The 12,805-nt window shown below is 68.1% G+C and carries 14 protein-coding genes; 5 read left to right on the top strand and 9 right to left on the bottom strand.

Features of this window, described 5'->3' with window-relative positions:
- Positions 1–111: 111 nt before the first annotated feature.
- The 5 genes from fabI to ribB all read left to right on the top strand — a co-directional run bounded on the left by fabI (position 112) and on the right by ribB (position 4,400).
- A complete protein-coding gene (fabI, locus tag WDM94_06020) occupies positions 112–930 on the top strand; it encodes an enoyl-ACP reductase FabI (GenBank protein MEJ0012180.1) in 819 nt (272 codons plus the stop codon).
- Positions 931–986: 56 nt separating this feature from the next.
- On the top strand, positions 987–1,328 hold the full coding sequence (locus tag WDM94_06025) for a helix-turn-helix transcriptional regulator (protein MEJ0012181.1): 342 nt from the start codon (positions 987–989) through the stop codon (positions 1,326–1,328).
- Positions 1,329–1,330: 2 nt separating this feature from the next.
- A complete protein-coding gene (locus WDM94_06030; GenBank protein ID MEJ0012182.1) occupies positions 1,331–1,918 on the top strand; it encodes a histidine phosphatase family protein in 588 nt (195 codons plus the stop codon).
- 129 nt (positions 1,919–2,047) lie between these two features.
- A complete protein-coding gene (gene aroC / locus WDM94_06035; GenBank protein MEJ0012183.1) occupies positions 2,048–3,133 on the top strand; it encodes a chorismate synthase in 1,086 nt (361 codons plus the stop codon).
- 175 nt (positions 3,134–3,308) lie between these two features.
- A complete protein-coding gene (gene ribB, locus WDM94_06040) occupies positions 3,309–4,400 on the top strand; it encodes a 3,4-dihydroxy-2-butanone-4-phosphate synthase (protein MEJ0012184.1) in 1,092 nt (363 codons plus the stop codon).
- Here ribB and WDM94_06045 read toward each other — a convergent pair.
- The 9 genes from WDM94_06045 to WDM94_06085 form a co-directional block, all read right to left on the bottom strand.
- The gene (locus WDM94_06045; protein ID MEJ0012185.1) at positions 4,346–5,344 is read right to left on the bottom strand and encodes a YbhN family protein; all 999 of its coding nucleotides are present in this window, start codon (positions 5,342–5,344) and stop codon (positions 4,346–4,348) included. The genes ribB and WDM94_06045 overlap by 55 nt on opposite strands.
- 40 nt (positions 5,345–5,384) lie before the next feature.
- Positions 5,385–6,611, bottom strand: coding sequence for a TRAM domain-containing protein (locus tag WDM94_06050; GenBank protein MEJ0012186.1), 1,227 nt, complete (start codon positions 6,609–6,611; stop codon positions 5,385–5,387).
- The gene (locus tag WDM94_06055; GenBank protein MEJ0012187.1) at positions 6,604–7,338 is read right to left on the bottom strand and encodes a TlyA family RNA methyltransferase; all 735 of its coding nucleotides are present in this window, start codon (positions 7,336–7,338) and stop codon (positions 6,604–6,606) included. The genes WDM94_06050 and WDM94_06055 overlap by 8 nt, the downstream gene beginning before the upstream one ends.
- 4 nt (positions 7,339–7,342) lie before the next feature.
- Entirely contained in the window at positions 7,343–7,501 is a 159-nt protein-coding gene (locus tag WDM94_06060) for a hypothetical protein (GenBank protein MEJ0012188.1), read from the bottom strand.
- On the bottom strand, positions 7,498–8,088 hold the full coding sequence (locus WDM94_06065) for an SCO family protein (GenBank protein MEJ0012189.1): 591 nt from the start codon (positions 8,086–8,088) through the stop codon (positions 7,498–7,500). The genes WDM94_06060 and WDM94_06065 overlap by 4 nt, the downstream gene beginning before the upstream one ends.
- A gap of 1 nt (position 8,089) precedes the next feature.
- Positions 8,090–8,542, bottom strand: a complete 453-nt coding sequence (locus WDM94_06070) for a copper chaperone PCu(A)C (GenBank protein MEJ0012190.1) — start codon at positions 8,540–8,542, stop codon at positions 8,090–8,092.
- On the bottom strand, positions 8,539–9,825 hold the full coding sequence (locus tag WDM94_06075; protein ID MEJ0012191.1) for an MFS transporter: 1,287 nt from the start codon (positions 9,823–9,825) through the stop codon (positions 8,539–8,541). Before WDM94_06075 ends, WDM94_06070 begins: the two co-directional genes overlap by 4 nt.
- Before the next feature lie 22 nt (positions 9,826–9,847).
- A complete protein-coding gene (dxs, locus tag WDM94_06080) occupies positions 9,848–11,770 on the bottom strand; it encodes a 1-deoxy-D-xylulose-5-phosphate synthase (GenBank protein ID MEJ0012192.1) in 1,923 nt (640 codons plus the stop codon).
- A gap of 72 nt (positions 11,771–11,842) precedes the next feature.
- Positions 11,843–12,760, bottom strand: coding sequence for a pirin family protein (locus tag WDM94_06085; protein ID MEJ0012193.1), 918 nt, complete (start codon positions 12,758–12,760; stop codon positions 11,843–11,845).
- Positions 12,761–12,805 lie beyond the last annotated feature (45 nt).

Raw genomic sequence — 12,805 nt, forward strand, 5'->3', positions numbered from 1 at the left:
CATTGGCGGATTTATTCTTGTCCCCCGTAAGGCCGCTCTGTGGCGCCGTTCGCTTGAAGCGGGGGAGGGGCTATGCGATAGAGCGCCCGCCTAAGTTGGAGAGCCTCAAAAATGGCGGATGGTGCGGGATTGCTGGCGGGCAAGCGCGGCCTGATCTTTGGCCTCGCCAACAATCATTCGATTGCCTGGGGCATCGCCAAGGCCTGCGCCGCGCAAGGCGCGGAGCTCGCCTTCACCTACCAGGGCGACCAGCTCAAGAAGCGCGTCGAGCCGCTGGCGGCCGAAATCGGCGGCCGCGTCGTCGGCCATTGCGACGTGTCCGACTTCGCCACCATCGACGCGGTCTTTGCCGAGACGGCGAAGCATTGGGACAAGCTCGATTTCGTCGTCCACGCCGTCGCCTTCTCCGACAAGAAGGAGCTGACCGGCCGCTACCTCGACACCAGCCCGGCGAACTTCGCCATGACCATGAACATCTCGTGCTACTCGCTGGCTGCGATCGCCCAGCGCGCCGAGAAGCTGATGACCGACGGCGGATCTATCGTGACGCTCACCTACTACGGCGCCGAGAAGGTCATGCCCAACTATAACGTCATGGGCGTCGCCAAGGCGGCACTGGAGGCCAGCGTCCGCTACCTCGCCGTCGATCTCGGCAAGCAGAAGATCCGCGTCAACGCCATCTCCGCCGGCCCGATCAAGACGCTGGCCGCCTCCGGCATCGACGACTTCCGCTACATCCTCAAGTGGAACGAGTACAACGCGCCGCTCCGCCGCACGGTCACCCCGGACGAGGTCGGTTCGACCGCGCTCTACCTCGTCTCCGACCTGTCGCGTGCCGTCACCGGCGAGGTCCTGCACGTCGACGCCGGCTACCACGTCGTCGGCATGAAGGCGGTGGACGCGCCGGATATTTCGACCGTGAAGGACTGATTGACCGTTCGCATGGTGATATTTATTGTAGTAAAATATCATCAAGGACGGCAGTGATGAAACCTCGTTTCATTAGAACGGACTGCGGCGATGAGCTGGTTCTGATAACTCGTGAAACGTACAGCCGCCTCCTAAGTTTTCAGCATCAGATTCAAACTCGACAAAATGCTGAGTGGAATGATTTCGAAGACAGACTAAACGGCGGTGAAAGTGTGCTTCGAATTTACCGCCGACGCGCGGGCCTAACCCAGCCAGAACTCGCGAAAAAGTCCGGTTTGAGTCAGTCGTATATTTCCGCGATCGAACGCGAGAAACAGATGCCTACGGCTAAGGCGATCAAGGCGCTGCAACGTGCCTTGGGCGTAGACCACCTGCCTCTTCCAGACATACGTTTGTAGCCATGACTCCCGTCCCGACCCTCGTCTTCGTGCGCCACGGCGAGACCGACTGGAACGTCGAAGGCCGGCTGCAGGGCCAGCGCGACATTCCGCTGAACGCCCGGGGACGCGGCCAGGCGAAGCGCAACGGCGAGACCATCCGCGAATTGATCCCGGAAGCGGCGACGTTCGATTTCATCTCCAGCCCGTTGTCGCGCACCCGCGAGACGATGGAGATTCTCCGCGCGGCCATGGGTCTCGACCCGGCGGCCTACGAGGTCGACTCGCGCCTGCTCGAGATCACGTTCGGCGAACTGGAAGGCTTCACCTACCGCGACATCGAGGAGCGCCAGCCCGGCTGGTCGCGCGCCCGCCACGCCGACAAGTGGAACTACCTGCCGCCCGGCGGCGAGAGCTACCACATGCTCTCCGTGCGCATCATCGGCTGGGTCGAGACGCTGGAGCGCCCGGCCGTGGTCGTCGCACACGGCGGCGTCGGCCGCGTGCTCCGCGCCCACCTGCTCGGCCTCGACAAGCTCGCCACCGTCTCCGAAGACTTCCCGCAGGACCGCATATTCCTGTGGCGCGACGGCACCGGCGAGTGGTTGTAGCCGGCAAGCAGTTCCCGCCGTCGCCCCCGCCCTCGCGGGACGACAAACCGGGGGCTGACCGGGAAATTTGACGCCCCCAATCCCGCCGCCTAGAACACAGCCCGAACCGGCGGCGGCGAAAAAATTTCCATGTCCCACAATACCTTCGGCCATCTTTTCCGCGTCACCACCTGGGGCGAAAGCCACGGGCCGGCGATCGGCTGCGTCGTTGACGGCTGCCCGCCGCGGATCGCCATTAGCGAGGCCGAGATTCAGGAATACATGGACAAGCGCCGCCCCGGCCAGTCGCGCTTCACCACGCAGCGGCGCGAGCCGGACGAGGTGAAGATTCTATCTGGCGTCTTCGAGGAGGGCGGGCAACTGCTCACCACCGGAACGCCGATCGCGCTGGAAATCCAGAACGTCGACGCCCGCTCCAAGGACTACGGCGACATCGCCGACAAGTACCGCCCCGGCCACGCCGATTTCAGCTACCAGCAGAAATACGGCATCCGCGACTGGCGCGGCTCAGGGCGGGCCTCCGCGCGCGAGACGGCAAGTCGCGTCGCCGCCGGCGCGATAGCGCGGAAAGTTATCCCCGGCGTGACGATCCGCGGCGCGCTCATCCAGATCGGCCCGCACAAGATCGATCGCGCCAACTGGAACTGGGGCGAGGTCGATAACAACCCGTTCTTCTCGCCCGACTTCAAGGCCGCCGCCGTCTGGACGGAATATCTCGACGACGTGCGCAAGCGCGGTTCCTCGGTCGGCGCCGTCATCGAGGTCGTGGCCGAAGGTGTGTCGCCCGGCTGGGGCGCGCCGGTCTACGCCAAGCTCGACCAGGAGATCGCCTCGGCGATGATGTCGATCAACGCGGTCAAGGGCGTCGAGATCGGCGAGGGCTTCGCTGCCGCCGCGCTGTACGGCGAGGAGAACGCCGACGAGATGCGTATGGGCAACGACGGCAAGCCGACGTTCCTGTCCAACCACGCCGGCGGCATCCTCGGCGGCATCTCGACCGGCCAGCCGGTCGTCGTCCGCTTCGCCGTCAAGCCGACGTCGTCGATCCTCAATCCGCGCCGCACCGTCAACCAGCAGGGCGCCGAGGTCGACGTCTCGACCAAGGGCCGCCACGATCCCTGCGTCGGCATCCGCGCCGTGCCGATCGGCGAGGCGATGCTGGCGATCGTGCTCGCCGACCAGTTCCTCCGCCATCGCGGGCAGGTGGGCGAGTGATGATCTTCGCGTCCCGCGTTTGGGTTTACCTCGTCCCAGCCTCCCCCTTTCAGGGGCAGGGGCTCGACGATCGCCGCCGCTTCACTCCTCCCCCTGAAAGGGGCAGGGCGGCAGGGGGTCCAACGCCGCGTTGCGTTGCTCTGGAAATCTCGTCCATCGCCTCCATGTCCGCCGCATGACCGACCACGAGCGCGTCGCCGCCGCCATTGCCGCATTCCGCTCCGGCGAGATCGTCGTCGTCACCGACGATGACGACCGCGAGAACGAGGGCGACCTGATCCTGGCCGCCGTCCACGCGACGCCGGAGAAGCTCGGCTTCATCGTCCGCCACACCACCGGCATCGTCTGCGCGCCGATGCCGCGCGCCACCGCCCATCGCCTCCAGCTTCCGCCGATGGTCGCCGAGAACGAGGCGCCGCTCGGCACCGCCTTCACCGTCTCGGTCGATTTCCGCCACGGCCTGACCACCGGCATCTCGGCCGAGGAGCGCTGCAACACGGTGCGCGCGCTCGCCAATCCGAATTCCGGCCCGGCCGAATTCGTCCGCCCCGGTCACATTTTCCCGTTGATCGCGCAGGACGGCGGCGTCCTCATGCGCTCCGGCCATACAGAGGCGGCGGTCGACTTGTGTCGCATGGCGCAGCTCGAGCCGGTCGGCGTGCTGGCCGAGCTGGTCAACGACAACGGCTCGGTCATGCGCGGCGCCCAGGTCGCCGCCTTCGCCCAGCAGCACAATCTGCAGCGCGTCTCGGTCGCCGACCTGATCGCGTGGCGCCAGCGCAGCGAAAAGCTCATTGAGCGTGTCGGCGAATTCGCTGTGCAGACCGCCGCGGGTCCGGCGCATGCGTACGCCTACCGCACGCCCTTCGACGCCACCCAGCATCTCGCCATCGTCTTCGGCGACATCGGCGAGGGCAGGGGCGTCCCGGTTCGTCTGCACCGCGAGGCCGTGGTCGAAGATGTGTTCGGCACCCACACCGCGCTTGATGCGATGATCGCCCGCCTGGCCGGGAACGGCCGCGGTGTCGTCGTCTATCTCCGCGAAAATTCGGTGGGCGTCGCCGAGGCCAGCCGCCGCGCTCGCGATGCGGTGAAGGGCGCCGACTCGTCGGCCGCCCGCGGCGAGGAATGGCGCGAGGTCGGCGTCGGCGCGCAGATCCTGCGCGACCTCGGCGTCAAGTCGATAAAGCTGATCGCCAGCCGCGAGCGCCGCTACGTCGGGCTCGACGGTTTCGGCATCGAGATCGATTCGACCGAGATCGCCTGACCTTCCTCGGCCTGGCGTCTCAGCATCATCTGGTGGCGCTCGAAGAACAGCACCGCGATCAGCGAGATCGCCAGCGGCAGCACGAGATAGAACAGGCGGAAAACGATCAGCGCCGCCAGCACGTTGGCCGCCGGCATGTCCTTGAGGCCGGACACGAACAGCAGCTCGAGCACGCCGATGCCGCCCGGCGCGTGCGAGAAGATCGCCAGCGAGAACGAGGCGAGGAAGATGCCGAGCACGATGATGAAGCCGGGGTTGCCGGCTTCCGGCAGGCAGAAATAGATGATTGAGGCCGCGCCGATCAGCTCCATCGGCCCGATGACGAGCTGGCGCAGCACGATCCCCGGCCGCGGGTAGAAGATCGAGAAGCCCCACAGCACCAGCGGCTTCATCTTGAGCAGCGAGCCGGTGACGTAGAGCGCCACGGCGATCAGCATGCCGTAGCCGGCGAGCCGCGCCAGCGGCTCGGGCAGGTTGATGAAGCGCTGCGCCAGCTCCGGATGGATGGTGAGCAGGAAGCCGCCGAGGATGGTGACGCCGAGCCCGAAGGTAAAGGCGCAGAAGCCGACCAGCACGCCGATCTCGCCGACGCTCAGCCCCTTGGTCGAATAGATGCGGTAGCGCACCACCGCGCCCGACAGCACGGCGGCGCCGATGTTGTGCGACAGCGCATACGACACGAACGAGGCCAGCGCGATGAACGGCCACGACAGGTGCCGGTTGATGTGCTGGAGGGCGATGCGGTCGTAGCCGGCGAGCGCCGAATAGGCGAGCGCCACGCCGCCGATCGCGCCCAGCCAGTGCAGCGCGCTGACGTGGCGGAGGCTGGTCCAGACGTCGGCCCACGATAGCGACCACAATTCGCGGACGAGCAGGAAAACGCAGAGCGCGGCGACCGCGAGGCCAACCAGCGGCCACAGCACGTGACTGAATCTGGAGTTCATGGCCGCGACACTCGCATATCGCCGGAGGCCGCGCGACCGCTCATCGTGTGAATGTCGCCACAGCTTCGATCTCGGCCGAGAACAGGAACTGGTCGACCGGCACGACGCGCGTCAGGCGGTAGCCGCCGTCGATCAGGATGCGCGCATCGCGCGCCAGCGTCGCCGGATTGCATGAGACGGCGACGATCCGGGCGACCTTGGATTTCGCCAGCGTCTCGGACTGCGCCTTGGCGCCCGCCGCCGGCGGGTCGAAGACCACGGCGTCGAACTTGTCGAGTTCCACCGGCGCCAGCGGGTTGCCGAAAAGATCGCGCCGCCGCGCGGTGACTTTCTTCACGCCCTTCGCCCGGTTCGCCGCCGCCGTGATCGCGGCCACCAGCGTCGCCTCGCCCTCGAACGCGGTGACCGCCGCGCGCTTGGCGAGGCGGAACGTGAACGTGCCGATGCCGGCGAAAAGATCGGCCGCCGCCGCCGCGTCGCCGACGTGCGCCACGACGACATCGGACAGCGCCTGCTCGGCCGCCTTCGCGGCCTGCGTAAAGCCGCCCGGCACCGGCAGCAGCATCGCCGGCCCGGCCGCGAATTCCGGTGCGCGGTTGCGGAATACCTCGACGCCGTCGATCGTCAGCCGCGCGATATCCGCGTCGCGGCCGAAGTCGCCGAGCTTGGTCATCATCGTCTGGTCGGGCTTGCCGGCCCCGGCGAGCGCGATGTCGAGGCCGTTGTCGGCGAGGAACACCGTCATCCGCGCCGGCTTCCAGCGCGACAGCGCCACGCCCGCGATCGCCTTCAGGGCAGGGAGCTTCGCCACGATCGTCGGCGCCAGCACGACGCACGTGTCGATATCGACGATGGTCTCCGACCCGCGCGCGTGGAACCCGAGCACGACGCCCTTGGCCGAGCACACCGCCGAGAAGATCGCCCGCCGCCGGCTGCCAACGCCGATCGGTACGATCGGCGCCACCTCCGTCTCGACGCCGCGCTGCGCCAGCGCCGCCACCACCTGCTCGCGCTTCCACGCGAGATACGCCGGCCGTGCCATGTGCTCCAGCGCACAAATCCCGCAGCGCGTGAAGTTGGGGCAGGCCGGCGCCACCCGGTCGGCGCTCGGTGTCACGATGCCAACGAGCGTCCCGCGCTCGCCGTCGCGCTCGATCTCGACTTCCTCGCCGGGCAGCGTGTAGGGCACGAAGACGCGCCCGCCGCCGGCTTCGGCGATGCCGTCGCCGCCGTGGCCGAGGGCCGTGATCGTGACGGTCTCAGCCACGCTCGGCGCCGAGCAGGAACTCGCGGTTGCCGTCGCCGCCTTCGATCGGCGAGAGGATGACGCCGGCGGTCCGCCAGCCCATCTCGACCTCGAGCCAGACGGCGAGATCGGCGGCGGTGCGCTCGCCGAGTTGCGCGTCGCGCACGATGCCGCCCTTGCCGACCGCGTCGCGCCCGGCCTCGAACTGCGGCTTGACCAGGAACACGCCCCACGCGCCGGGCGCCGCCAGCTTCAGCGCCGGCGGCAGCACGAGGCGGAGCGAAATGAAACTCACGTCGGCGACGATCACCTGCGGCGCCTCGCCGACATCGTCAGCGGTGAGGTCGCGCGCATTCAGCCCCTCGCGCGACACCACGCGCGGATCGGCCGCCAACGTAGGATCGAGCTGCCCATGCCCGACATCGACGGCGAACACCTGCCGCGCGCCGCGTTCCAACAGCACCTGCGTGAAGCCGCCGGTCGATGCGCCAATATCCAGCGCGACCTTGCCGTTCGGCGAGAAGCCGAAACGATCCAGCCCCGCGATCAGCTTCAGCGCCGCCCGCGAGACGTAGGCCACCGCCGGATCGTCGATGCCGATCTCGGCGCCGTCGTCGACCGTCTGCGCCGGCTTCGCCGCGACCTGCCCGGCAACGGTAACGTGCCCGCGCAGGATCGCGTCGCGCGCCCGTGCTCGCGTCGGCGCCAGTCCGCGCTCGACCAGCGCCATGTCGAGACGTTTGCTCATCGCCTCAGATGAAGCACCCGATGAACGCCGACGCCAGCGTATCGAAATAGACCAGCGCGCCGAACTTCGCCCACAGCACGACGCCGAGCGCGACGAGCACCAGCCCGCCGATCGCGAGGCCGGTCTTGGGGAACCCCGACCTGCGCGCGGCAACCTGGTTCATCCGACCAGCCGTTTCAATTTGGCGAGCGCCACTTCCGGCTTCTCCTGGTAATCGACGGTGCCGACGAACTGCGCCTTGTCATTCAAGAGATAGACGCCGGCGGTGTGGTCCATCGTGTAGGGCGCGCCGTCCTTGCCGTCCACCTTGCGCGAATAGACGCGGAATTCCTTGAGCATCGCGTCGATCGCGGGCCGCGGGCCGGTGAGGCCCTTGATGCGCGGGTCGAACGCCTGCAGATAGGACGCCATCGCTGCCTGCGTGTCGCGCTCCGGATCGACGGTGACGAAATAAACCTTGAGCCTGTCGCCGCCGGCGCCGAGGTCCTGCAGCCACAGCGTCATGTCGGCGAGCGTCGTCGGGCACACGTCGGGGCAGAAGGTGTAGCCGAAGAACAGCGCCGACGGGTGCCCCTGCAGCGCCGCCTCGGTCACCGTCGCGCCGGTCTGGTCGGTCAGCGTGAACGGCCCGCCGATGTCGGCCGTGGCGAGCGCCCCGCCGCGCGGCGCGAGCACCGCCCACGCAATGGCGGCGGCGGCCACTATGACGACCGCCCAGAGCAGATACCGCACCGCCTTCAGCGCATTCATGTCACGGTCCCCTGGCGCCGATCGGCAGGATCGGGAACGCCGTCTCGATCTTGCCGGCCTTGGCGAACGTCAGCGTCACCGGCAGCGTCTCGCCCTGCTTCAGCGCCGCCGTCAGCCCCATGAACATGATGTGGAATCCGTCGGGAGCAAGGGTTACCGTCTGCCCGGCCGGTATCGGCAGGCCGCCGTCCAGCCCGTGCATGGTCATGACGCCGTCCTTCATTTCCATCACGTGCATGTCCGCCATGCCGGCGACCGGCGAGGCGACCGACACCAGCGTATCCGCTTCGCTGCCGGTGTTGGTGATGGTGAGGTATCCGCCGGCGCTGGGCGCCCCCGGCGGCGTCGCCCGCGTCCACATCGCATCGAGCGTCAGGCTGCCGACCGTGACCGGCGCGGCAAGCGCCGGCGCCGCGATCAGCACAAGCGCGATCAGTGCGCCGCCGAGTCTCATGCTGCCTTCCCTTCCGCCCCGGGCTCGACCGAGGCCGACGGCGTCGCGACATTGGGGTCGTTCGGATCGAGCGGCTCCGGCCCGATCGTGCTGCCGCCCGGCACCGCGGCGCCACGGCGTATCTCCGTCTTCATCTCCGGCTGCTCCGGCGGGCGCTGCCGCAGCCGGACGAAGACATAGGCGCCGAGCACCACGTAGATCACCGCCGTGTACTGGAACAGCGCCGCGCCGCCGAAATGCCCCATCATCGTCGAGGCAACCAGCGGCCCGACGATGGAGCCGAGCGCGCTGGCGAGGAAAAGGCTCGCCGCCGTCTCCACCATCGTGCCCTTGGCGACGCGGTCGTAGGCATGCGCCGCGGCGATGGAATAGATCGGCGCGATCGCGAAGCCGTAGGGCACGGCGATGATGTACCAGCCAAGCGTCGTCAGCGGCACGAACGCCAGGATCAGCGCGAAGAACGTCGCCATGCCGAGCAGCACGGCAAGGACGAAGCGCCGGTCCATGCGGTCCGATGCGCGCCCCACCGGCCACTGCGCGAACGTGCCGGCCAGCGTCGCGATGGTGAGGAACACCGCCGCCTGCGACGACGACATCCCGTGCCCGACCGCGGCGACGGCGCCGAGCGACCAGTATGCGCCGTTGGCCAGCCCCGAGCCGAACACGCCGACCAGCCCGACCGGCGCGGCGCGATAAACCGCCTGCGGCCGGAAGCGCACCAGCGCCACCGGCGCCGGCTGCTGCTGCCGCGTCAGCGCCAGCGGGATCGACGCGATCGCCATCGCGAACGTCGCCACCGCGAACAGCGTGAACGTCATCGGCGAGGCCTGCGTCACCAGGAATTGCCCGAGCGCGAGCGCCGCGTAGTTGACCATGATGTAGATCGACATGATCAGGCCGCGGTTCTGGTTGGAGGCGCGGTCGTTGAGCCAGCTTTCGATGATCATGTAGAGCCCGGCGAGCGAGGCGCCGATGATCAGGCGCAGCACCAGCCACGGGCCAAAGGCGACCCACAAGGGATGCGCCACCATCGCCGCCGCGAGCCCGGCGGCCAGCGCCATGAAGGCGCGGATGTGCCCGGCGCGCAGGATCAGGTAGGGCGTCGCGATGCAGCCGATGAGGAAGCCGACGTAGTACGCCGAGCCGATGGCGCCGATCTGGAACGAGCTCCACCCCTCGGCCTCGGCGCGCAGCGGCACCAGCGTGAGCTGCAGCCCGTGCCCGACGATCAGGAAGAACAGCCCGAGCAGCAGCGAGAAGATCGGGCGCAGCGTCGTGTACATCGTCGCCTTGAGAAAAGGAGAGCTAAGCGAGGCGGGAAGCGGCCGGCGCGAGTGTCCGGCCGAGCGCGGCGAACACTGCTCCGACGATCCCGGCGGAATCGAGGCCGGCGGCGGCAACCATCGCCTCCGGCTTGTTCTGGTCGACGAAACGGTCGGGCATCGCCAGCGTGCGAATCTTGAGGCCGCGATCGAGCGCGCCGGTCCTGGCGAGATGCGCCAGCACATGCGAGCCGAAGCCGCCGACGGCGCCTTCCTCGACGGTGATCAGCACCTCGTGGTTGGCGACCAGCCGGTCGATAAGCGCCGTGTCCAGCGGCTTAGCGAAGCGGGCGTCGGCGACCGTGGTCGGCAGGCCGAACGTGTCGAGTTCCTCCGCCGCCTTCAGCGCATCGGCAAGCCGCGTGCCGTACGAGAGGATCGCGACCTTGCCGCCCTCGCGCAGGATGCGGCCTTTGCCGACGTCGAGCGCCACGCCGACCTCCGGCATGTCGACACCGACGCCGTCGCCGCGCGGATAGCGGAACGACGACGGCCGGTCGTCGATCGCGACCGCCGTCGCCACCATGTGCACCAGCTCCGCTTCGTCCGCCGGCGCCATGACGACGAAGCCGGGCAGGGCGGCGAGATACGTCGTGTCGAACGATCCCGCGTGCGTCGGCCCGTCGGCGCCGACAAAGCCGGCGCGGTCGATGGCGAAGCGCACCGGCAGCGACTGGATCGCGACGTCATGCACGACCTGATCGTAGGCGCGCTGCAGGAAGGTCGAGTAGATCGCCGCGAACGGCTTGTAGCCCTCGGACGCCAGGCCCGCCGCGAACGTCACCGCATGCTGCTCGGCAATGCCGACATCGAACGTCCGCGCCGGGAATCGTTCGCCGAAAAGATCGAGACCTGTCCCGGCGGGCATGGCCGCGGTGATGGCGACGATCCTGTCGTCCTTCTCCGCTTCCTTGATCAGCGCGTTGGCGAACACCCGGGTGTAGGCCGGCGCATTGGTCGCGGCCTTCGCCTGTTTGCCGGTGACGACGTCGAACTTCGCCACGCCGTGATACTTGTCGTCGGACTGCTCGGCCGGCGCGTAGCCCTTGCCCTTCTGCGTCACGACGTGGACGAGGATCGGCCCGTTGCGCGTGTCGCGCACGTTCTTCAGCACCGGCAGCAGGTGATCGAGATTGTGGCCGTCGATCGGCCCGACGTAGTAGAAGCCGAGTTCCTCGAACATCGTGCCGCCGGTCCAGTAGCTGCGCACGAATTCCTCGGTCAGCCGCGCCTTGTCGCGGAAGAAGCGCGGCAGCCGGCTGGCGATCCGCTTCATCATCTGGCGGAAGCTGCGATACGTGCGCCCCGAAACCAGCCGTGCGAGATGCGCCGACATGGCGCCGACCGGTGGCGCGATCGACATGTCGTTGTCGTTGAGGATGACGATCAGCCGCGACTTGAGGTGCCCGGCGTTGTTCATCGCCTCATAGGCCATGCCCGCCGACATCGCGCCGTCGCCGATCACGGCGATGACGTTATTCTCGCCGTGGCTCAGATCGCGCGCCACCGCCATGCCGAGCGCCGCCGAAATCGAGGTTGACGAGTGCGCCGCGCCGAACGGGTCGTACTCGCTCTCCGCCCGCCGGGTGAAACCGGAAAGGCCACCGGGCGCGCGGAGCGTCCGGATGCGCGGGCGCCGCCCGGTCAGGATCTTGTGCGGATAGGCCTGATGGCCGACGTCCCAGACCAGCCGGTCGCGCGGCGTATCGAAGACATAGTGGAGCGCTACGGTCAGCTCGACGACGCCCAGTCCGGCGCCGAGGTGGCCGCCGGTCACCGAGACGGCGGAGACGGTCTCGCGCCGCAACTCGTCGGCGACCTGCTTCAGGTCGGATTCCGGCAGCCGCCTGAGGTCATCCGGCGTCTTGATCCGGTCGAGCAATGGGGTCGCGAGTTCGCCGGTCAACGTCACAGAATCCGCCGGAAAGCGAGGGCCAGGGCGCACCCTTACACCTTCGCCCGGGCGACGCAAACGCGCTTATTCCGGTAGGGGAATGAAGTCTTTCTCGTCGCCGAAAACCTTGTCGAACCGCCCGGCCTTCCAGTCGGCCTTGGCCTGGTCGATGCGCTCTTTGGTCGAGGAGACGAAGTTCCACCAGATGTGCCGCGGCCCGTCCATCGGCTCGCCGCCGAGCAGGATCAGCCGGGCAGGGGTCACCGCGCGGATGGTCATGCCTTCACCCGGCTTGAACACGATCAGCCGGTCCGGCGTGAACGTATCGCCGCCGATCTCCACCGTGCCTTCCGAAAGATACGCCGCGCGTTCCTCGTGCGCGGCGTCGAGCGGCAGCGTGGCGCCGGCTTCGAGCACGACGTCGGCAAAGAACATCTCGCTGAACGTCGACACCGGCGCCCGCTCACCATAGAGCGACCCGACCGCCAGCCGCACGGTCGCGCCGTCGCCGACGATCGTCGGCAGCGCGTCCTTGCCGTGATGGAAGAACGTCGGCGCCGCTTCCTCGCTCACCTTCGGCAGCGCCACCCAGGTCTGGAAGCCGTGCACCCGTACCGGCTTGCCGATGTTCTCCTTCGGCGCGCGTTCCGAATGCGCGATGCCCTTGCCGGCGGTCATCCAGTTCACGTCGCCCGGCACGATGATCTGCTCGCTGCCGACCGAGTCGCGATGCATGATCGAACCTTCCAGCAGGTAGCTCACCGTGGCGAGCCCGATATGCGGATGCGGCCGCACGTCGAACTTCTCGCCCGAGATCGCCTCGCCGGGGCCGAACGCATCGAGAAAGATGAACGGCCCGACCATCTGCCGCTGCGCCGCCGGCAGCGCCCGCTTGACCATGAACGCGCCGATATCGCGCAGCCGCGGCACGATGATCGTCTCGATGGCATCGGCCGCGGCGACTTCGCCGAGCATGGGATCGGGCAGGGGCAAACGGCGCATGGCTGGGTCCCTCAGTTATTCGCCCAAAGATATAGGCAGCGGCCG

Origin of the sequence: Bauldia sp. (genome assembly GCA_037200845.1) — a bacterium.
GTDB lineage: Bacteria > Pseudomonadota > Alphaproteobacteria > Rhizobiales > Kaistiaceae > DASZQY01.

Excerpts from the sequence above, each read along its gene's own strand:
- aroC (MEJ0012183.1), top strand. The coding sequence starts at position 2,048 with ATGTCCCACAATACCTTCGGCCATCTTTTCCGCGTCACCACCTGGGGC.
- WDM94_06025 (MEJ0012181.1), top strand. The coding sequence starts at position 987 with ATGAAACCTCGTTTCATTAGAACGGACTGCGGCGATGAGCTGGTTCTG.
- WDM94_06060 (MEJ0012188.1), bottom strand. The coding sequence starts at position 7,501 with ATGAACCAGGTTGCCGCGCGCAGGTCGGGGTTCCCCAAGACCGGCCTC.
- WDM94_06055 (MEJ0012187.1), bottom strand. The coding sequence starts at position 7,338 with ATGAGCAAACGTCTCGACATGGCGCTGGTCGAGCGCGGACTGGCGCCG.
- fabI (MEJ0012180.1), top strand. The coding sequence starts at position 112 with ATGGCGGATGGTGCGGGATTGCTGGCGGGCAAGCGCGGCCTGATCTTT.
- WDM94_06065 (MEJ0012189.1), bottom strand. The coding sequence starts at position 8,088 with ATGAATGCGCTGAAGGCGGTGCGGTATCTGCTCTGGGCGGTCGTCATA.
- WDM94_06075 (MEJ0012191.1), bottom strand. The coding sequence starts at position 9,825 with ATGTACACGACGCTGCGCCCGATCTTCTCGCTGCTGCTCGGGCTGTTC.
- WDM94_06030 (MEJ0012182.1), top strand. The coding sequence starts at position 1,331 with ATGACTCCCGTCCCGACCCTCGTCTTCGTGCGCCACGGCGAGACCGAC.
- WDM94_06070 (MEJ0012190.1), bottom strand. The coding sequence starts at position 8,542 with ATGAGACTCGGCGGCGCACTGATCGCGCTTGTGCTGATCGCGGCGCCG.
- WDM94_06085 (MEJ0012193.1), bottom strand. The coding sequence starts at position 12,760 with ATGCGCCGTTTGCCCCTGCCCGATCCCATGCTCGGCGAAGTCGCCGCG.
- ribB (MEJ0012184.1), top strand. The coding sequence starts at position 3,309 with ATGACCGACCACGAGCGCGTCGCCGCCGCCATTGCCGCATTCCGCTCC.
- WDM94_06045 (MEJ0012185.1), bottom strand. The coding sequence starts at position 5,344 with ATGAACTCCAGATTCAGTCACGTGCTGTGGCCGCTGGTTGGCCTCGCG.